This is a genomic window from Nitrosovibrio sp. Nv17 (genome assembly GCF_900119085.1).
Lineage (GTDB): Bacteria > Pseudomonadota > Gammaproteobacteria > Burkholderiales > Nitrosomonadaceae > Nitrosospira.
This window is the reverse complement of record NZ_FPIQ01000007.1, coordinates 118,649-135,413: the sequence shown is the minus strand read 5'-3', so window position 1 is coordinate 135,413 and position 16,765 is coordinate 118,649. Positions and strand designations below refer to the sequence as shown.

General features: G+C 62.4%; 16 protein-coding genes. 7 read left to right on the top strand and 9 right to left on the bottom strand.

Annotation, left to right across the window (positions count from 1 at the left end):
- Positions 1–13 precede the first annotated feature (13 nt).
- The 6 genes from BT108_RS06215 (at position 14) to BT108_RS06190 (ending at position 5,384) form a co-directional block, all read left to right on the top strand.
- Complete coding sequence (locus BT108_RS06215) at positions 14–508, top strand: JAB domain-containing protein (protein WP_072293666.1); 495 nt, start codon at positions 14–16, stop codon at positions 506–508.
- Between the two features lie 164 nt (positions 509–672).
- The gene (locus tag BT108_RS06210; RefSeq protein WP_072293665.1) at positions 673–1,119 is read left to right on the top strand and encodes a TIGR03757 family integrating conjugative element protein; all 447 of its coding nucleotides are present in this window, start codon (positions 673–675) and stop codon (positions 1,117–1,119) included.
- Positions 1,116–2,063, top strand: a complete 948-nt coding sequence (locus tag BT108_RS06205; RefSeq protein ID WP_072293664.1) for a TIGR03756 family integrating conjugative element protein — start codon at positions 1,116–1,118, stop codon at positions 2,061–2,063. The genes BT108_RS06210 and BT108_RS06205 overlap by 4 nt, the downstream gene beginning before the upstream one ends.
- 10 nt (positions 2,064–2,073) lie before the next feature.
- On the top strand, positions 2,074–3,480 hold the full coding sequence (locus BT108_RS06200; RefSeq protein WP_072293663.1) for an integrating conjugative element protein: 1,407 nt from the start codon (positions 2,074–2,076) through the stop codon (positions 3,478–3,480).
- Positions 3,477–3,848 carry a hypothetical protein gene (locus BT108_RS06195; RefSeq protein ID WP_072293662.1) on the top strand — a complete coding sequence of 124 codons (372 nt, stop codon included), beginning with the start codon at positions 3,477–3,479 and terminating at the stop codon, positions 3,846–3,848. The genes BT108_RS06200 and BT108_RS06195 overlap by 4 nt, the downstream gene beginning before the upstream one ends.
- Positions 3,849–3,863: 15 nt before the next feature.
- Entirely contained in the window at positions 3,864–5,384 is a 1,521-nt protein-coding gene (locus BT108_RS06190; protein WP_072293661.1) for a conjugal transfer protein TraG N-terminal domain-containing protein, read from the top strand.
- Between the two features lie 11 nt (positions 5,385–5,395).
- On the opposite strand, the gene BT108_RS06185 is transcribed toward BT108_RS06190, so the two are convergent.
- The 3 genes from BT108_RS06185 to BT108_RS06175 are packed head-to-tail and all read right to left on the bottom strand — an operon-like array spanning position 5,396 to position 6,564.
- Positions 5,396–5,761: a DUF3742 family protein gene (locus tag BT108_RS06185; RefSeq protein ID WP_072293660.1), complete on the bottom strand. Its 366-nt coding sequence runs from the start codon at positions 5,759–5,761 to the stop codon at positions 5,396–5,398.
- Positions 5,762–5,788: 27 nt separating this feature from the next.
- On the bottom strand, positions 5,789–6,247 hold the full coding sequence (locus tag BT108_RS06180) for a type II toxin-antitoxin system YhaV family toxin (RefSeq protein WP_072293659.1): 459 nt from the start codon (positions 6,245–6,247) through the stop codon (positions 5,789–5,791).
- Positions 6,247–6,564, bottom strand: a complete 318-nt coding sequence (locus tag BT108_RS06175) for a type II toxin-antitoxin system PrlF family antitoxin (RefSeq protein ID WP_072293658.1) — start codon at positions 6,562–6,564, stop codon at positions 6,247–6,249. The genes BT108_RS06180 and BT108_RS06175 overlap by 1 nt, the downstream gene beginning before the upstream one ends.
- Positions 6,565–6,870: 306 nt before the next feature.
- Between BT108_RS06175 and mobH the strand changes: the two genes are divergently transcribed.
- Positions 6,871–8,676 (top strand): MobH family relaxase, encoded by a 1,806-nt coding sequence (mobH, locus tag BT108_RS06170; protein ID WP_072293657.1) that lies wholly within the window; start codon positions 6,871–6,873, stop codon positions 8,674–8,676.
- Positions 8,677–8,725: 49 nt separating this feature from the next.
- On the opposite strand, the gene BT108_RS06165 is transcribed toward mobH, so the two are convergent.
- The 6 genes from BT108_RS06165 to BT108_RS06140 form a co-directional block, all read right to left on the bottom strand.
- Complete coding sequence (locus tag BT108_RS06165; RefSeq protein WP_072293656.1) at positions 8,726–9,739, bottom strand: DUF4917 family protein; 1,014 nt, start codon at positions 9,737–9,739, stop codon at positions 8,726–8,728.
- A 67-nt stretch (positions 9,740–9,806) separates the two neighbouring features.
- Positions 9,807–10,529, bottom strand: coding sequence for a hypothetical protein (locus BT108_RS06160; RefSeq protein WP_072293655.1), 723 nt, complete (start codon positions 10,527–10,529; stop codon positions 9,807–9,809).
- A complete protein-coding gene (pglZ, locus tag BT108_RS06155) occupies positions 10,526–12,541 on the bottom strand; it encodes a BREX-3 system phosphatase PglZ (RefSeq protein WP_072293654.1) in 2,016 nt (671 codons plus the stop codon). Before pglZ ends, BT108_RS06160 begins: the two co-directional genes overlap by 4 nt.
- On the bottom strand, positions 12,538–15,351 hold the full coding sequence (locus BT108_RS06150; RefSeq protein ID WP_060853053.1) for a DEAD/DEAH box helicase: 2,814 nt from the start codon (positions 15,349–15,351) through the stop codon (positions 12,538–12,540). The genes pglZ and BT108_RS06150 overlap by 4 nt, the downstream gene beginning before the upstream one ends.
- Positions 15,348–15,716, bottom strand: a complete 369-nt coding sequence (locus tag BT108_RS06145; RefSeq protein ID WP_060853052.1) for a hypothetical protein — start codon at positions 15,714–15,716, stop codon at positions 15,348–15,350. Before BT108_RS06145 ends, BT108_RS06150 begins: the two co-directional genes overlap by 4 nt.
- Positions 15,713–16,765 (bottom strand): PDDEXK nuclease domain-containing protein, encoded by a 1,053-nt coding sequence (locus BT108_RS06140; RefSeq protein ID WP_060853051.1) that lies wholly within the window; start codon positions 16,763–16,765, stop codon positions 15,713–15,715. The genes BT108_RS06145 and BT108_RS06140 overlap by 4 nt, the downstream gene beginning before the upstream one ends.

Here is a 16,765-nt window from a genome sequence, read left to right as displayed (position 1 = left end):
CTGGAGGTTCGCCATGTCTGTCGTCATCAATGACTCCTGTCTGGAGTCACTTTCCGATATTGCCGCTCAGCACGAAGACTGGATCGTTCAGCAAGCCATCGTGCTGCTGGAGCGACGGGTTTTCAAAGCCGGGCCACGTCTTGAACGGCCCGCTGCGGTCAGGGACTACCTTCGCTTGAAGCTGGTCGCCGAGTCCAACGAGATCTTCGTCGTTGTATTCATGAACAGTATGCACGACGTGCTGGCCGTGGAGCCGATGTTCCATGGAACGATCAATGCGACCTCGGTTTATCCGCGCGTCGTGTTGCAGCGCGCTTTGCAACTGAACGCCGCTGCGGTCATCTTCGCCCATCAGCACCCCTCGGGCTCCACCGAGCCATCCAATGCGGATCGCGTGCTGACCGAGCAGTTGAAAACCGCCTTGGCGCTTATCGACGTGCGGGTGCTCGACCATTTCGTGATTGGTCAGGGCACGCCGTACTCGTTCGCCGAGTCGGGTCTTTTGTAGGAAAGCACGTGGTTCACTGATCACAGCGGGGGCTTCGGCCTCTGCTTTTTTCCATGCGGCAGCACCGAACAGGTATGTGGGGTGCCCGCGATGCGCATTGTTTGTTGGGGCGGCAGCGGGTTCGCGTTCGACTATGGCTCTGATCAACTTCCAGGGCACGCGACATGCCAGCATCTTTACTCCGCTTCACAGCAGGCTGGCGAACCCTTGGCCTGGCCGTTGCACTACCGGCATCCTTGGCTGTTTTCAGCCCAGCCACCTTCGCCGCCGATGTGGTGGTCATCACCGATAGCCGCCATCCAGTCAAGACCATGGGCGGCGAGCGGCTGATTGAGCTGGATGAAGGTCCGCGCATCGAAGCCGAGCTTTCCGCACAACTGCCCGTCGATCCCGAGCAGGCCACGGCCATCGTCAAGCGCCAACTGAATCAAGGTGGCGCTGACCTTCAGCGCCGCATCGCTTCCGCCTACCAGGGCGTCACCGACGCTTGGAGTCTGGGCGTCACCAGTATTCCGGCGGTCGTGGTGGATCAGCGTTACGTGGTCTATGGCGAGCCGGATGTGGCCCGTGCCGTCGTGCACATCGAGCAACATCGGAGGTCGCAGCCATGACCCGAGCCTTCGAGCGGATGCGCCGCCTGCGCGCGGGCGTGGCCTCAGTGCTGCTGCTCAGCGCCACGGGCAGCTACGCACTCAACACCGCCACCATCGTTGGCTCAGTGGCATCACCAGATTGCCTCGAATACCGCGTCGTCGGCATCTGCTACTGGCTCTACTGCACCTGGACGGGCTGCACGGTGCGCACGTCCATCAAAGTCCGCCACTACGTCCCCGATGCGGTCGTCTCCAGCTACAGCAACACCGGCGAGAACCCCTGGGTCGAAGTCCGGGCGATGAGCGTGCCCAACCCGTCCGCACAGGCCGGCGGAGACGGCACCACCAACGAAGACCACGAAAACAATCTCGCCAAGTTCAAGAACGCGGACGTCATCGGCCATCCTGGCGTCGAGGTGTTCAACCAGTTCGTCTCGTCTTCGGGCTATTTCTGCGAGGGCGCGGGCACGGCGTTCATGCCGTACCTGCTCAGCACCCTGGACACACTGGCCTGGCGCTACAACGTGCCCGAGATGGCCTACCCGGAGGCGCTGATTCCGGGTAGGCGCGAGGTCGGCGCGCGCACCACGATGAACCTGTGGGGCAATGTGTATCCGCGTGGCGGCTTCCTGCACCAGGCCGACGACCACAAGGCCGGCGCTGTGGTGGCCCAGCGCGCCGGCGATGTCGTCACGCGCCGTGGGCAAATCCACGTCTATCAGCCGCTGCTCGCCAACTCGCGGCCTGGCTATTGGCCTGCCGGCGCGCTGATGGAAGGCGATGCCTCGACGGGCAAGTGGCAGGAACTCACGCCCGTCCTGTCTTCGTCCTGCACGGTCTTCCCCCGCAGCGGCTTCCTGACTCAGGCGCAGCAAGGCGACTACGCCTGGGCACTGTGGCGGCCCTATGCGTGCTGCGAACGTCGCGGCCAGGTGTTCCTCGGCAGCGTCGATTTCCAATGAGGGTACGGCGATGAAGCGTCCTGAACTGACAAACCTCTCCACCAAGGCGTGCCGCCTGCTGCGTCCCACGGTATTGACCGGGGTGCTGTCTGGCGCGCTCGTTCTTGGCGGCGGCCTGGCGTGGGCGCAGACCGGCTTTCAAACCGGCGGCTCCGTGATCGGCGACGAGGTGATGTATTCGATTGGCGGCGGCAGCGCAGTGTCCATGGGGCGTGCGGCCGGCATGCGCTCGATCGGCGTCGGCGTGGGCTGGAACAGCAACCTGATCTGCGGCGACATGAGCATCCAAACTACGCTGCGCAACCAGCTCAACGGCGTCACGAACGGCTTTCAGCAGATCATGAGCAACGTGATCCAGAGCGCCACCAGCGCGGTGGCATCGCTGCCTGCGCTGATCATCCAGCGCGCCGATCCGGGCCTGTACAACCTGCTGACCAACGGCGTGCTGCAGGCACGGCTGGATTTCGACCGCTCCAAGCTGACGTGCCGCGCCATGGCCGAGAAGATGGCCGACACAGCGGGCGGACAGCTTGGCTGGAGCCAAGTCGCCGAAGGCATGGCACTGCGCGATGCAGTGTCGAGCACCGATGCCGTGTCGGCAATCGAGCAGGCCGAGACGCGCCGTGGCAACGACGGCGTGCCCTGGGTGGGCGGCAACAACGCGGGCGGCGCAGGTCAGTCGGCCATCCGCGTGGTCGGCGACGTCACCCGCGCGGGCTACAACCTGGTCAACGGTCGCAGCGTAACCGACACGTCGTCCATCGCTTCCGCCAGTTGTGCGAGCCTGTCCTGCCAGACCTGGACTTCGCCGCAGCAGGCGACCGAATGGGCCACGCGGGTTCTTGGAGAACAGGTGCAGCGCACCTGCGATGCCTGCACCAAGACCGAAACGGTGCCCGGCGTCGGGCTGACGCCGCTGATCCAGGAGGAGTACGAGGCCAAGCTGGAGGCCTTGCAGGAGCTGGTCTCGGGAACGCGCAATACCACCTTTGAGAACCTGCGCGCGGCCGGCAGCACCTCGCTGCCCATCACCCGTGGCGTCATCGAGGCGCTGCGCGACGAGCCTGACCAAGACTTGCTGGCGCGGCGCCTGGCCTCGGAGGTTGCGCTGGCGTCGGTGCTGGAGAAGGCACTGCTGCTCCAGCGTACCCTGCTGACCGGCAAGAAGGAGCCCAACGTCGCGGCGAACCAGTTGGCGGTCGAGGCCGTGAACCACGAAAGCGACACGCTCGACCAGGAGATCCGCAACCTCAAGACCGAACTGGAGCTGCGCCGCGAGCTGGCGAATAACTCGCCCATGGCCATCATCCAGCGCCACGGCACGCGCGCGGCTGGCTCGCGTGGCATCTACGAAGGCGATCCCATTCCCGACCGCCTCGACCGGCTCCAGAAGGGCAATCCGGGAGGCAACCCATGAACCTGCCGTGCGCCAGTTGGCTGCGCCCACGCTGGCTGCTCAGCCGGCGCGCGGCGAAGGCGTTGCTGTGGGCAGTGGTGCTCGTTGCCGTCGCGGTGGGCACCAACATCGTCGGCATTTATCTCGTTGGCAGTGTGGCCGGTTGGGAGCGGTGGCTGACGGCCACGGCGGGCTACTTCCTGGTGTGGCGGCTGTGCCTGTACGGCGCAACCGCCTACGGCTGGGTCTGGATGCGTCGCCGGCTGCTGGCGCGTGAGGCCCAACGCGGGACGGATAAGCAGGCGCGGCGGCGACTGCTGCGCAGCGAGATCGCTGGCGTCGCCGCCATTGTGGCGCTGGAAGCCAGCCTGTTGATGCAGGCCGCTTGAGGGGAGATCAGGGTCATGACGCTTTTTACGACCGACTACCTGGAGTACTACCTGACGCTGGTGTCGTGGATTGTCCATAACGGCATCTGGGCGGTGCTGGTGGCAAGCGGTGTCTTCGCGCTGCCTTTCATTGCCATCATCGTGCAGGAATGGCTGAAGGCCCGCGCGGAAGGTGCCGACGAAGGCAACAAGGGCGTGCTGAGTTCGGCGCGCATCGAGAACCGCGTCTTCGTCGCCATCGTGGTGGTGATGTTCGCCGGCATCCCATTTATCGACGTGGACCTCAACACCATCCGGTACGACAGCGCGCGCTCGGCCCAATGCCAGATCAGTGTGCCGCAGCCCACGGATACCGGCTGGTCGCAGTCCTTCAGCACCATCAACAACCAGTCGGCAAAGGTGCCCGTCTGGTGGGCCTTCCTGCACACACTCTCGCGCGCCGTGACCGGTGCCTCGGTGGCGGCGATTCCCTGCGGCACCGACTTGCGGCAGATGAGGATGGAGATCGACGCCACGCGCATCGACGACCCGGTGCTGGCTCAGGAAGTGGCGGATTTCTCGCGAGACTGCTACGGACCGGCGCGCGCCAAGCTCTTCATGCAGCGCCCAAACCTCGATGAGGCGCAGATGCACGACGTGACCTGGATCGGGTCGAGGTTTTTCACGGACACCGGCGGCTACTACGACAGCTACCGCTCCAGCACACCACGCGATGACTGGCCCTACGACAGCACCCGCGACGCGGGGCTTGCGCAAGTGGCCAGCGGTGGCGGTTATCCGTCCTGCAGGCAGTGGTGGGCCGATGGCAGCAATGGCCTGCGCGCACGCCTGCTGGGGCAGGTAGACGCAAGCCTGCTGAATCGCTTGGCGGGCTGGGCCGGCTTTATGAGCCGAGCCGAGGTGGACGACTCGGTGATCCGCACGATCGCCTCGCCGAGGCAGCAGAAACTGAACCAGGGCAGCGTCTATACCGACTACGGCGGCCAGATCGACAAGACCCTGCCGAACATCGTGACGCGGGCCACCGGCGACGTCGGGATGGCCGTCGGTGCGATTGCCGCGTTTCCGGCCATGGACGTGGTGCGCCAGGCGCTACCCATGGTGCTCGCCTTGCTCAAGATGGCGCTGGTCATCTGCCTCCCGCTGGTGCTGGTTGTGGGCACCTACGACCTGAAGACCGTCGTTACTGTGAGCGTCGTGCAGTTCGCGCTGTTCTTCGTCGATTTCTGGTTCCAGCTCGCACGCTGGATCGACAGCACCATCCTCGATGCGCTCTATGGCTGGGGCTTCGGTTGGAACCGGCCACACGCCAACTTCGATCCACTCGTGGGGCTGAACAACGCCTTTGGGGATTTGCTGTTGAACTTCGTCATGGGGACGATGTTCCTTGTACTACCGGGATTCTGGCTCGCGAGTCTTACCTGGGTTGGAATTCGAGCCGGGCACGCCATCCAGGGGCTTTCAGACGGCAGCAAGAGCGCTGGCCAAGCGGGCGGTAAGGGTGCAGGGGCACTTACCGGAGGTAAGCTGAAGTAGCGCAAGGCCGGTCAGTCGTCGGTGTATAGCTCGTGGGACGTGTCGTTGTACAGACTCGGATCGTAGCCCGGCGTCTTGCGCAATTCGGTGAGATCGGTGAAAGACCACTCGTCGTCATCCGAGGTATTGGCAGCAGCAGCCCATCCTGCCGCCACAACGCCCAGCAACACGAGGGCGAACCAGAACGCAACGTATAGCAGCAGCCCCAGCACAGCCAGCTTGACCGCCCACAGCAGCACGGTGGTGCCGGCCACCGGCACTCCCTTGGATACCAACCAGCTCGATGTACGCCGCTCGCCCCGCGCATAAGCGCGCCATCCACGGCCAAAGGGGCGGCCGATGCGTTCTGCAGTGCTGATGCGGGTTGTCGTAGTCATGGTCGTCTCCTGCTACATGAGGAATGCCTATTCCAGTTTGCTCCAATCTTGCTTGCTTGCCTCTACCAATGCGCTCCAGTCGTCCGGCGGGTTCCCGCGCCCGAGCATCTTCTCGAACATGGCATAGGGGTCTGATTTGCTCCCCGAAGACCGCAGGGTCTGCTCATCGTTGACCCAGGCGTACACGATGACCTTGGCCTTCGAGTCGTAGCGGAAGAACAGTCGGTATCGCCTTCCGAGCTTGGCTCGTCGCCAGTGGCGATAGGCAGGCCCCATGGTATTGCCTTGACGGTACTCGTCGCGTGCTGGATCACTCGGCACCACGTCCTGTATCAACTGAACCAAGGCCCGGAAGAACTTGACGTTGGCGTTCGATCCGAACCCTTCCGGGTCGTTCTCTTGGGCCCGCAGCACAGCCGCTCGCAGCTTCATCATCTGCTCGATCAGGTTGTCGTGGAACAGCAGTGTCCAGCCATGCTGTCGCATCAGATTTTCACGTCCTCATCGAAATCATCGCCCAACTCCACCTTGTGGCCCGCGTGCTCCAGCATGGTGCGAGCCAAATCCTCGGGCAGGCCGCGCACATTCCGGCCCGCTTCAATGTCGTGGGCCAGCAGGGTCAGGAACGCGGCAATGGCAGGGTCCTCGTGCTCGGCATCGGCGCGGGTCACGACGACTTCACTGCCACGAAGCTCGAACGCGAGCTTGCTGCCGGTATCGGCACCCAGCGCCTGCCGGATGGATTTGGGCAGCGTGATCTGACCTTTGGAGGTCAGCGTGGCAACTTCGTGAATGGCAGGCATGGCGGCTCTCCTGATCGCAATGCCTGTATTGTAAGGAAATATCCTTACTTCGTCAATCTGTGGTCTCACCGTGGCTCTCCAGCATCCAACAATGGACCGCATCGTAGAGCGGGAACAGCCAGCCTTCCCGCATCAATCCGGCCCCGCCATACCCGCATTGACGATGGACGACACATGCTCACCGCTCTATATCCAAAGGCTTCTAAAGGCCAAAAGGTCAAGGGCAAGGGAATGGGGTGCAAGGGGAAAGGCCCTACCCAAAAAGGCGAAAAGGCCTCCCGCTTGGCCAGCCACCAGGACACCCACATGCTCTCTCTGTTCCAGCGGAAACGGCCTGCGGTCGCTGCCGCTCCATCGCCAGCACCCACCACCGACCTCCCGAAAAGGCTGATCTGGCCGGAATCGGCCGCATCGCTGCTGGCGACACCGCGCCGGCAGAAGCTGCTGGAACACATCTGGCAACGCACCTCGCTCTCGCGCAAGCAGTTCGCCGCGCTGTACCGTGCGCCGCTGGAACGCTATGCCGAGCTGGTCCAGGCTTTCCCTGCCTCCGAAGCGCATCACCATGCCTACCCAGGCGGCATGCTCGACCACGGTCTGGAAATCGTCGCCTACAGCCTGAAGCTGCGCCAGTCTCATCTGCTACCCATCGGCGCCAACCCCGAGGATCAGGCCGCGCAAGCCGAGGCGTGGACTGCTGCCATCGCCTACGCCGCACTGCTGCACGACATCGGCAAGATCGCCGTCGATCTGCACGTCGAGTTGGCCGACGGCAGCACCTGGCATCCGTGGCACGGCACGCTGCACCAGCCATATCGCTTTCGCTACCGTGACGATCGCGAGTATCGCCTGCACAGCGCCGCGACAGGCTTGCTCTACCGGCAACTGCTTGACCGTGAAGTCCTGGACTGGCTCAGCAGCTACCCATCACTGTGGACACCGCTGCTTTATGTCCTGGCCGGGCAGTACGAGCACGCTGGGGTGTTGGGTGAATTGGTGGTGCAGGCCGACCGTGCTTCGGTGGCCCAAGAACTGGGTGGCGATCCTGCGCGCGCCATGGCTGCGCCCAAGCATGCGCTGCAACGCAAGCTGCTGGACGGGCTGCGTTACCTGCTCAAGGAGGAACTGAAGCTGAACCAACCCGAGGCCTCCGATGGCTGGCTCACCGAAGATGGCTTGTGGCTGGTCAGCAAAACGGTCTCGGACAAACTGCGGGCGCACTTGCTGTCACAGGGTATCGACGGCATCCCTGCGAACAACACCGCCGTGTTCAACGTATTGCAGGAACATGGCATGTTGCAGTCCACGCCGGACGGCAAAGCGATCTGGCGTGCGGTCGTGACCAGCGCCACCGGCTGGACTCACTCGTTCACCCTGTTGCGCCTCGCGCCCGCGCTGATCTGGAATTCTGGCGAGCGACCGGCGCCATTTGCCGGGGCGGTGGCAATCGACATGCCTTCCGCAGGCGAAGATTCCGTAGCAGCGGCCATCCTTCCGGCGGACGGCGCGGCGTCCGCCTTGGAGATTCAAGATGCTCCGCCAGAAGCACAGACCATCCCTGACGCCATGGAGGACATGCTGGCGATGGTGGCAATGGAAAGTTCTCCAGCTACTCAACAGGATGTGGAAACCGCCCCGGACGAAGTACCCACGGCGCTCCCCGATAAGCCCCTGCCGGCCTTGGGCGCCGCTGAGCCTTCGCAGCCTGCCTCCATGCCCTCGACGACACAGCCATCAGGCGAGCACTTCATGGCCTGGCTGAAACAGGGCATCGCCACGCGCCGGCTCATCATCAATGATGCGAAAGCGCTGGTGCATACCGTGAGCGATACCGCCTACCTGGTCAGCCCGGGCGTGTTCCAGCGCTATGCGCAGGAACACCCGCAGGTCAGCAAACTGGCCAAACAGGAGAACCTGCAGGATTGGCAGTGGGTGCAGAAGCGCTTCGAACGGCTGCAATTGCATCGAAAACAACCCAGCGGTTTGAACATCTGGACATGCGAAGTCACAGGCCCCAGAAAGTCGAGGAAGCTGCACGGCTACCTGCTGCTTGAGCCTCGTGCGATATTCAGTGATGAACCTCTAAACAACCCGTTCTTGAAGCTGGCATAGCCAACCAAAATGGCGAATTGCAGTAATCGATCTACTGCTGCTTCGTATCTCATGGATTGTTCCAGCAACCCGGGCTCTGCGAATCGAAGAACGTCACATCTGTGGCAGGCAAGGATCGGCCCGCAGCCTTCAGAACCTGGTGGCAGAACGCTTGCTGATCTCCAGCTGGCTGACCAGTGAAAACCGAGACGGCCATTCGCTTTGGCTGATTCGCCGCGATGGCACCAAGCACGTGTTGGTCTCGTTCGTCAAAGCTCCAGCCATAGACGACCAGCCCATCCCCGAGCGCCGGCAGAACCTCCTCATACACGTTCGTCAGATAGTGACTCCGGCGGATTGCAGCGACTTTCTCCTTGCTGGTTCCTTCGCTAACAAAGACCGGCACATAGTGCCCGGACGCCCACCTGCGGGTGATCGTGTCAAGCAAGTCACCTGCAGATCCCGCTCCAACCGCGAGTTTTGTTTCACCACCGAGGTAGTCACGCGCAACTGCGAGACTGCCGTGAGGATAGAAAACCAATGTTGCTCCTCCTGCATACCCATAGGGCCGCCGCAAATATCCCCAATCTGTCTGGAACTCACCGTCGTGGAACGCGTCCTTGAACCAGCTACCTTTTGCCGTATTGAATAGCAGCATGGCCCAGTACAAGGTGAGGTCGTAGTTCAGACTGACGACTGTCGAAAACCCGCTCGCGAATGTACCAACCCGTTGTAAGTCGGCGGCGACATCGGCATGTACCGGATGCACACTGTGCACAGCTTCGATCAATGCCGTGCGCACTTCACCATAAGCCGCAGAGATATCGGCAGACGGGCTTCCCAAGGCGACGTTGACGTGCTCCGCGTACCAGCATGCAAGCAGAACATGCTCGAAGTCAGTCGTTCCGAGCTTGGCGAAAATTGGCGCGGTGGTTGCGAGTAACCCTTTTGCGTCGGCAACGCCGTGGAGAGTTGGATATGCAAACTCCTTGTGGATGGCGATGCTGGCACCGTTACCCAGAACGAGCGAATTCCAACCTTCCGCGCTGATATTTGCCCAAGTATCGATTCCGATTCTGTCCATGTTCTTTCATGTTTCCGTTTTCACCACGCGGTTTGGCACGCAGAGTCTCAGATGCAAGCAACTCACCTCATACCATGCTGCGCAGCGCCACGAACTGGTTACTCGGTCCTTCCGCACGAAGGCTCAGGCTCGCACTGTTCGACACCACGTAGCCCAGTGGCTGTGTCAGGGTGAACGGAAACAGCACTGGCAGCGATTGCAGGCTGGGCAGGGAAACAGGCTTGCCGGAGTAGCGCACTGTCGCCTCGATCAGCCATGCCGTGAGTTCGTCGTTGTCGATGACGGTTGGCGCAAGCCGAATGACTCGCTTACCTTTCTCGACCCGCTTAACTGCCCCCCAGCTCGCCTGGCTCTGGATGACCATGTTGGTCATGCGACGGGTGCCTTCGCGCTCGCCGTAGGTTTCACTCATGCGCCGGTGCACCTCGGCGGAAGCACAATCGCCTTGAATGGCGGACAGGCGCCCCACCAGTTCGGCCACCTTGCCAAAGAACGGATAGGTTGCCACGGCCGTGCCCCAGCACAGCGCCGCTACCGGAATGTCCGGCTGTGCCTTGTGGATGGCCACGCCGCGATCGACGTAATCGACCAGTTCGGCGCGCGGCTCCAGCCACAGCCGGTTCAGTACGGTGCGGGTTTTCTTCTTGGCTTCCACGCCAAGCTCGCTGGCGTCGAGCAGTGCATTCAGATCATCTAGCCCAGCCGCACCTGCACGAACGTTCAGTGCTGCGGCTGCCCAATCAAGCTGAATGAACCGATCAAAGCCAATTTTTGGGGCTGATGCGTTCATTCGTTACCTATCAAATAACTGACTTTCACAAAGGGTACGATCAGTTCTTCGACCGAAACCCCGCCGTGGACGACCACTTGGTCGCCCTCCGGCACAAAGGCTGTCCGCCCGCCTGCGAACAGCGGCATGAAGTTCGCGGGAAGACCTGCAACGTCCAAGCGGACGGTATTGGGATAGGCCGCTGCTGAATCAATCAGCAATGGCTCACTCCGGTAAACCCGCACACGCTCGCCGCGCGTTTCGGCAATCACGCCCTGGTTGGGCCTGCCAACGCCAGTGGCTTCCACGTTGCCATGGTCCGCCGTCAGGTAGATGTGATAGCCCTTGTCCAGCAGCATCGAAAACAGCCGGTCAACGAAGCCGCTCCCCAGCCAGTTGCCGATCCACATCGCCACGTCTTTCTTGGATCGCTCCTTGTGGAGCCGCTCGTCCACCTCGTCGATGACCAGGCCCACCACCTTCGGATGCTGGTCAAGCAACGCTGCTTCCAGCCCGTCGAGTTGATTGCTCTGGCGCAGTGCGCGTCGATACATCACCTCGTTGGGGTTGACGCCTTCGTTCTGCCAGAACGTCTTCCACAAGGATTCCTCTTTGTCCGTGCGGTCGATGGAATCCTCGAACTCACGCGGCTTCAGGCCAGAGAACAACGCCTGGCGCGACACCGATGTCACCGTCGGCAACCATGCGAATGCGGTTCCCTCGTCAAACGCGAATCGCTTTGTAGTGGCGACCAGTTGCTCGCGAATCTGCACCCACTGGTCGAAGGCCAGCCCGTCGAAAACCAGCAAGGCCAACTTGGTTTCCCCGGCGGACCGCCGATGCCGCAAAAAACGCGGTACGTGGTGCACCATCACCGGGCCTTTGGTCACTGGTTGCAGGATCAGGTCGGCGTAATGCTTGGCGGCCACCCAGGCTTGCAGATGCTCGTCTGACCGCGCCTGCAGGGTCTTGATACGGTCTCGAATGGCCGGAAAATGCTCGCTGCCTTCCTTGCCTGGCAGACCATGCGTGCGGGTCAGGACCTCACCGTAGCGCTTGGCGAACTCGCTCCAGTCCTTGTGCGAAGAAGCTGCCGTTGGCGTTGCCTCGATCAGGCCATCGATGCCTTTGAGCACCAAGGCCTGCAACGCCGTCGGGTCCTGGATGACCCCGGCCTTGACCCAACTCGGTATCCGTGCGGGAACGCTGTGAACCGCCAGCGGATGCAAGCTGCCGTCGAGAAACATGGAATCAACCAGCACCTGCACATCGGAATGGTCGAATGGAATCTCGATCTTCGCCACATAGTCAGGTGGCGGCGGCTCCCCTGTACGAGTGCCATCCAGCCCCAATTTCGACAGGTAGCGATACCACGCATCCTGCACTACGCGCAGCAGTGCACTCTTGGACGTCAGCCATGTGGCAACGGGAAAATCCGCAAACAAGCCCTTGCCTTGAATGATGCTTGCCGCGTGCTGGGCGAACAGAGGTGGCAACGAACGGTTGGCGAAGTGCATTCGCAGCAGCTCGCGCCAGAAATCCACCGGGTTGCGAATCGACCTCGGCGCAAGCTGGTAAACGTGTTCAAGGATGAAGTCCTTCGACTCGTTCTCGCCCCGAGCCGACTGCAACTCAGTCTGATGGGCGTGAAACAGCTCGGCAAAATGCTCCGGCTCGACTTGCTGCACCGCGCTGTATGCCAGCCTGGGGAAAATTTCAGCAAGACTGAGCCGAACTACTCGCCCGTGATGCACGATGTCCCACGGCAAGGCGTTCGCATCGGCACTGCGCAAATGCAAAACCAGCGAAGGCGCAGGTCCCGGTTCACCCCGATCCCATGCGGCGCGATAGCGCTCTTCGTACTCCGCACGGAAGGCAAACGGGTCTTCGTACAGCATCAGCTCGAAGCCCCGGCTGCGCAGCTCAGACAACAGCTTTTCGTCCAGCAGTACATCGTCGGGGTCGCACGCCACCCACAGCCGGGTGAGATCGGCGGTGAAAGGCTGAAGGATGCGCTCCGTCCACAGGCTCATGCCTCACCTCCGACGCGCACCATCATCACGGCGTTCAAATCCGGCACGCTGGCCTCCATGTCGTCCAGCGCGGCCATGCGGGCCTCGTGTTCCTGTTGCAGCCGCTTGCGACGGTGTTCGCGCACGGCAGGCAGGCCGATTCGCCCGATAGCCTGGCCTCGGGCCTCAAAGGCATACAGCGCACGCTCGCGCTCTTCCTTCAACCGGGCGCGGTGTTCGGTCAGCAGTTCGGTGAAGATCCGTTCACCCTGGGTACTGGCCGCAACATGGGATGCCTCAAACCACTTCGCCGACGCCTCGGTGTCGGTCACGGCATACACGTCCACCGTTTCAGTCAGCAGCAAATCCCATACGCGCTTGGCGGTCGGTACGAAGGAGCGGCCTTCGTCATTGATGAACATGGGCAGGAAGCGCTTCCGGCTCAAGCCTTCAGCCGCCAGACTGATCTCCCACAGCGACCAGATGCCGCGCACCGAATCCGGCAAGCCGGTGACGCGGATCACCGGCAGCGGTTGCCCGGTGACAAAGCGCGGCAGCTCGCTGATCACCGCCCGAGCGCGCGGGTCTTCCATGGTGATCCATTCCAGCTCCGGGTTCTCATCCGCCGTGCGGGCGTCGAAACAGGCCTGCGCCGACTCGCTGCCATCCACCCATTTCACCTGCCACGCCTTGCCAGCTTTCGTAGCCGAACCACCGCGCACAGCCAGCCCGCTGGTGATGGCCCGCTCCAGCCAGAACTGCGCCGGGTGGTCGCGCCATTTGCGGGCGTCGTCGGCGTCCAGATCGTGTTCAGTGGTGAGCAGGTCGCTGCTGTTCTGGGACTCTGCCAGTGTGGATCGCAACTGAGACACCGCGTCATCGCACTCCTGCTCGATGGCGTCCGGGTTCTGCAGGCCGCGCACGAACAGTTCGTCGAAGATCGGATCGGCTTCGACCGAGTCCATCACATCAGCAGCCTTATCGACGCCGAACTCCTGCGCGATGACCTCCAGCTTTTCCTCCAGCACCTGACGCACGCGGTGCTCTACCGTGTCCTCAAGCACAAAGTTGATCGCACGCACCACATGCTTCTGGCCGATACGATCCACCCGGCCAATGCGCTGCTCGATCCGCATCGGGTTCCACGGCATGTCGAAGTTGACGATGACGTGGCAAAACTGCAGGTTCAGACCTTCGCCACCGGCATCCGTCGAAATCAGCACGCGCACATCCTTGGAGAACGCCTGCTGCGCACGGGTGCGGCTTTCCAGGTCCATGCTGCCATTCAGCGTCGTCACCGAGAAGCCACGGCTCTCTAGGAAATCGGCCAGCATCGCTTGCGTGGGCACGAACTCGGTGAAGATCAGCACCTTCAGCGCCGGGTCGCTTTCCTCCTGCTGCAGCTTGTAGATCAGCTCCAGCAGCGCCTCGGCCTTGGCATCGGTGCCGGTGGCCTCAGTTTCCCTCGCCAGCTCCAGCAACATCTCGACTTCAGACTTCTCCATCTCCCAGCCACTGGACTGCATGGCCAGATCCACCTGCGACTGGCCATCGAGGTCGGCCCACTCGTCCTGGCTGGTGTTCTCGAACAGATTCGCCTGCGGCTGCGGCGCATCAAGCAGGGCCTGGCGCTTCTCCAGCGTGGCGCGGATGGCTGCCGTGCTGGATGTGACCAGCCGCTGCATCAGGATCATCAAGAAACCGATATGGCGCTGCTTGGCGGCCAATGCCTGGTTGTAGCCGTGGCGCACGTAGTCGGTCACTGCTTCGTACAGGCGCTGCTGTGCGCCGTGGCGCGCCTGCCAGTCCACCGCCTGCAACCGGGTAGCGCGCGGCTTGAACAGGGGCTGGCCCTCGGCGTTGATCGATGCACGCTTTTCGGTGCGGATCACGAAAGGCCGCACGCGCTCACGGTTGACGCTGCTCTCATCCGGGAAAGCCTCCCGGTCGAGCAACTGCATCAAGCGCATGAACTGGTCGGTCTTGCCCTGGTGCGGCGTGGCCGATAGCAGCAAGAGATACGGTGACGCCTCGGCCAGCGCCGCGCCCAACTTGTAGCGGGCGACCTGCTCGGTGCTGCCGCCCATGCGATGGGCTTCGTCGATGATGACCAGATCCCAAGACGCCGAAACCAAATCCTCGAAGCGCTCGCGGTTGTAGGTATTGAGCTGCTCCAGGCTCCAACCACGCCGGCTTTCTATGGGCTTCACGGAATCCAGTGAACAAATCACCTGATCGTGCATGCGCCACAGGTTCTCTTCCTCGCCCGCGCCACCGCTGCGCCACTGGCGGAAAGCAGCCAGCTCGGACGGTTCGATGAACTGAAACGCCTCGCCAAAATGCAGACGCATTTCCGCCTGCCACTGGCGCACAAGCCCCTTGGGAGCCACCACAAGAATGCGCTTCACCCGGCCCCGCAACTTCAGTTCGCGCAGCACCAAGCCAGCCTCGATGGTTTTGCCCAAGCCCACCTCGTCGGCCAGCAGGTAGCGAATGCGATCTCGGCTGATGGCGCGGTTCAGCGCGTAGAGCTGGTGCGGCAGCGGCACCACGCTGGACTGGATCGGTGCCAGCAGCAGGTTGTCTTCCAGCGCATCCAGCAGCTTGGCTGCCGCCGTGGTGTGCAGAATCTGCTCCACACTCGGCCGCACGCTTTCCAGCGAGGCCAAGTCCAGCGCTCGGGCACGCACCACGGCATCCTTGGAGGGCAACCACACGCGGTAGGCCACCTCGCCCCACACATCTTGCCGCTCGATCACCCGGCACGGCGACGCCTGCCGGGTAAACCAGCACCAATCGCCGATGGAGAAGCTACGTTCGGCTTGCGTCATTGACCCGCCTCATCACGCAGCGCTCTGCCTTGTGCAGTCAGGCGATAGCGCTGCTTGCTGCTGTTGCGGCGACCAACCCACTGCATCAAGGTGGCAACATCGTGTTCATCGGTCATCTGGGCCAACAATGCCTGCTGCTCGGCACTGAGCCCCGACTTAGGCCCAACTTGGTCCCGACTTAGCCCCGACTTGGCCCCGGCTTGATCCCTGGCCTGCGCTTGCGCCTCCTGGGCAAAGCGCTGGCGAATCGCCTCGCGGGCCTGAAACTGGTTCTCGCCGAGCCGATCAAGCAACTGCTGCCGTACCAGATGGTCGGCCACTGCGCGGGCTTGCTGGGTGGTGCCGGTATCGAACTGTCTGATCATGGCTTGCCCAGTTCCCGTTCGATCTGCTCAATGCTGGGCAGATTGGTTTGCAGCTCCTTGGGCAAGGATTCCAGCAATTTGTATTCGGCCACGCCCATGGGCTGGGATGTGTCGCCCAAGGCGTATTCGGCCACCACTTCGTTCTTGCTCTTGCACAACAGCAAGCCGATGGTGGGCGCGTCCTGTTCGGCCTTGACCTGCCGATCCACCGCCGTGATGTAAAAGCTCAACTGCCCCAGATGCTCAGGCTTGAACTTCTCGGCCTTCAGCTCGATGACCACATAGCAGCGCAGCTTGAGGTGATAGAACAGCAAGTCGATGAAGAAGTCATCGCCACCCACTTCAAGATGCACCTGACGCCCGACAAAGGCAAAGCCTGCGCCCAGCTCCAGCAGAAACTGGGTGATGTGCTTGACCAGCGCCGACTCGATCTCGCGTTCGTCGGCCTCGCTGCCCACATCGAGGAAATCGAACAGGTAAGGGTCTTTGAGCGACTGCTGAGCCAAGTCGCTGCCCGGCATGGGCAGGCGTTCCACAAAGTTGGTGATGGCCTGGCCGCTGCGCTCCAGCCGCCGGGTTTCGATGTGAATGTTCAAGACATTGCGCGACCAGCCGTGCTCGATGGCCGCCTGTGCATAGGCCAGGCGCATGTCCTGCGTTTTCAGTTTGGTCAGCAGCACCAGGTTGTGGCCCCAGGGCAATTGTCCAACAGCCTGTTGGACAATTTCGGCATCCGGCCACGCCTCGGCAAACGCCCGCATGTACATCAGGTTGGCGCGTGAAAACCCCTTCATGCCCGGAAATGTCACCCGTAAATCGTGCGCCAGCCGCTCGATGACCTTGCTGCCCCAACCCTGCGCGGCTTGCCGTTGCAGGATGTCGCGGCCAATCTGCCAGTACAGCAGCACCAGCTCCCGGTTGACAGCCAGCGCGGCGCGTTGCTGCGCCGTGTGGATGCGGCTTTTCAGCTCCTCCAGCCACCGTGCGTAGCCTTCGGGCACGGGCAGCAGCGACACGGCCTGATCACGCTGGGCAGGGCGCTTGGCCAT

Coding starts and splice junctions, on each gene's coding strand:
- BT108_RS06215 (WP_072293666.1), top strand. CDS start 14: ATGTCTGTCGTCATCAATGACTCCTGTCTGGAGTCACTTTCCGATATT.
- BT108_RS06210 (WP_072293665.1), top strand. CDS start 673: ATGCCAGCATCTTTACTCCGCTTCACAGCAGGCTGGCGAACCCTTGGC.
- BT108_RS06205 (WP_072293664.1), top strand. CDS start 1,116: ATGACCCGAGCCTTCGAGCGGATGCGCCGCCTGCGCGCGGGCGTGGCC.
- BT108_RS06200 (WP_072293663.1), top strand. CDS start 2,074: ATGAAGCGTCCTGAACTGACAAACCTCTCCACCAAGGCGTGCCGCCTG.
- BT108_RS06195 (WP_072293662.1), top strand. CDS start 3,477: ATGAACCTGCCGTGCGCCAGTTGGCTGCGCCCACGCTGGCTGCTCAGC.
- BT108_RS06190 (WP_072293661.1), top strand. CDS start 3,864: ATGACGCTTTTTACGACCGACTACCTGGAGTACTACCTGACGCTGGTG.
- BT108_RS06185 (WP_072293660.1), bottom strand. CDS start 5,761: ATGACTACGACAACCCGCATCAGCACTGCAGAACGCATCGGCCGCCCC.
- BT108_RS06180 (WP_072293659.1), bottom strand. CDS start 6,247: ATGCGACAGCATGGCTGGACACTGCTGTTCCACGACAACCTGATCGAG.
- BT108_RS06175 (WP_072293658.1), bottom strand. CDS start 6,564: ATGCCTGCCATTCACGAAGTTGCCACGCTGACCTCCAAAGGTCAGATC.
- mobH (WP_072293657.1), top strand. CDS start 6,871: ATGCTCTCTCTGTTCCAGCGGAAACGGCCTGCGGTCGCTGCCGCTCCA.
- BT108_RS06165 (WP_072293656.1), bottom strand. CDS start 9,739: ATGGACAGAATCGGAATCGATACTTGGGCAAATATCAGCGCGGAAGGT.
- BT108_RS06160 (WP_072293655.1), bottom strand. CDS start 10,529: ATGAACGCATCAGCCCCAAAAATTGGCTTTGATCGGTTCATTCAGCTT.
- pglZ (WP_072293654.1), bottom strand. CDS start 12,541: ATGAGCCTGTGGACGGAGCGCATCCTTCAGCCTTTCACCGCCGATCTC.
- BT108_RS06150 (WP_060853053.1), bottom strand. CDS start 15,351: ATGACGCAAGCCGAACGTAGCTTCTCCATCGGCGATTGGTGCTGGTTT.
- BT108_RS06145 (WP_060853052.1), bottom strand. CDS start 15,716: ATGATCAGACAGTTCGATACCGGCACCACCCAGCAAGCCCGCGCAGTG.
- BT108_RS06140 (WP_060853051.1), bottom strand. CDS start 16,765: ATGGCCAAGCGCCCTGCCCAGCGTGATCAGGCCGTGTCGCTGCTGCCC.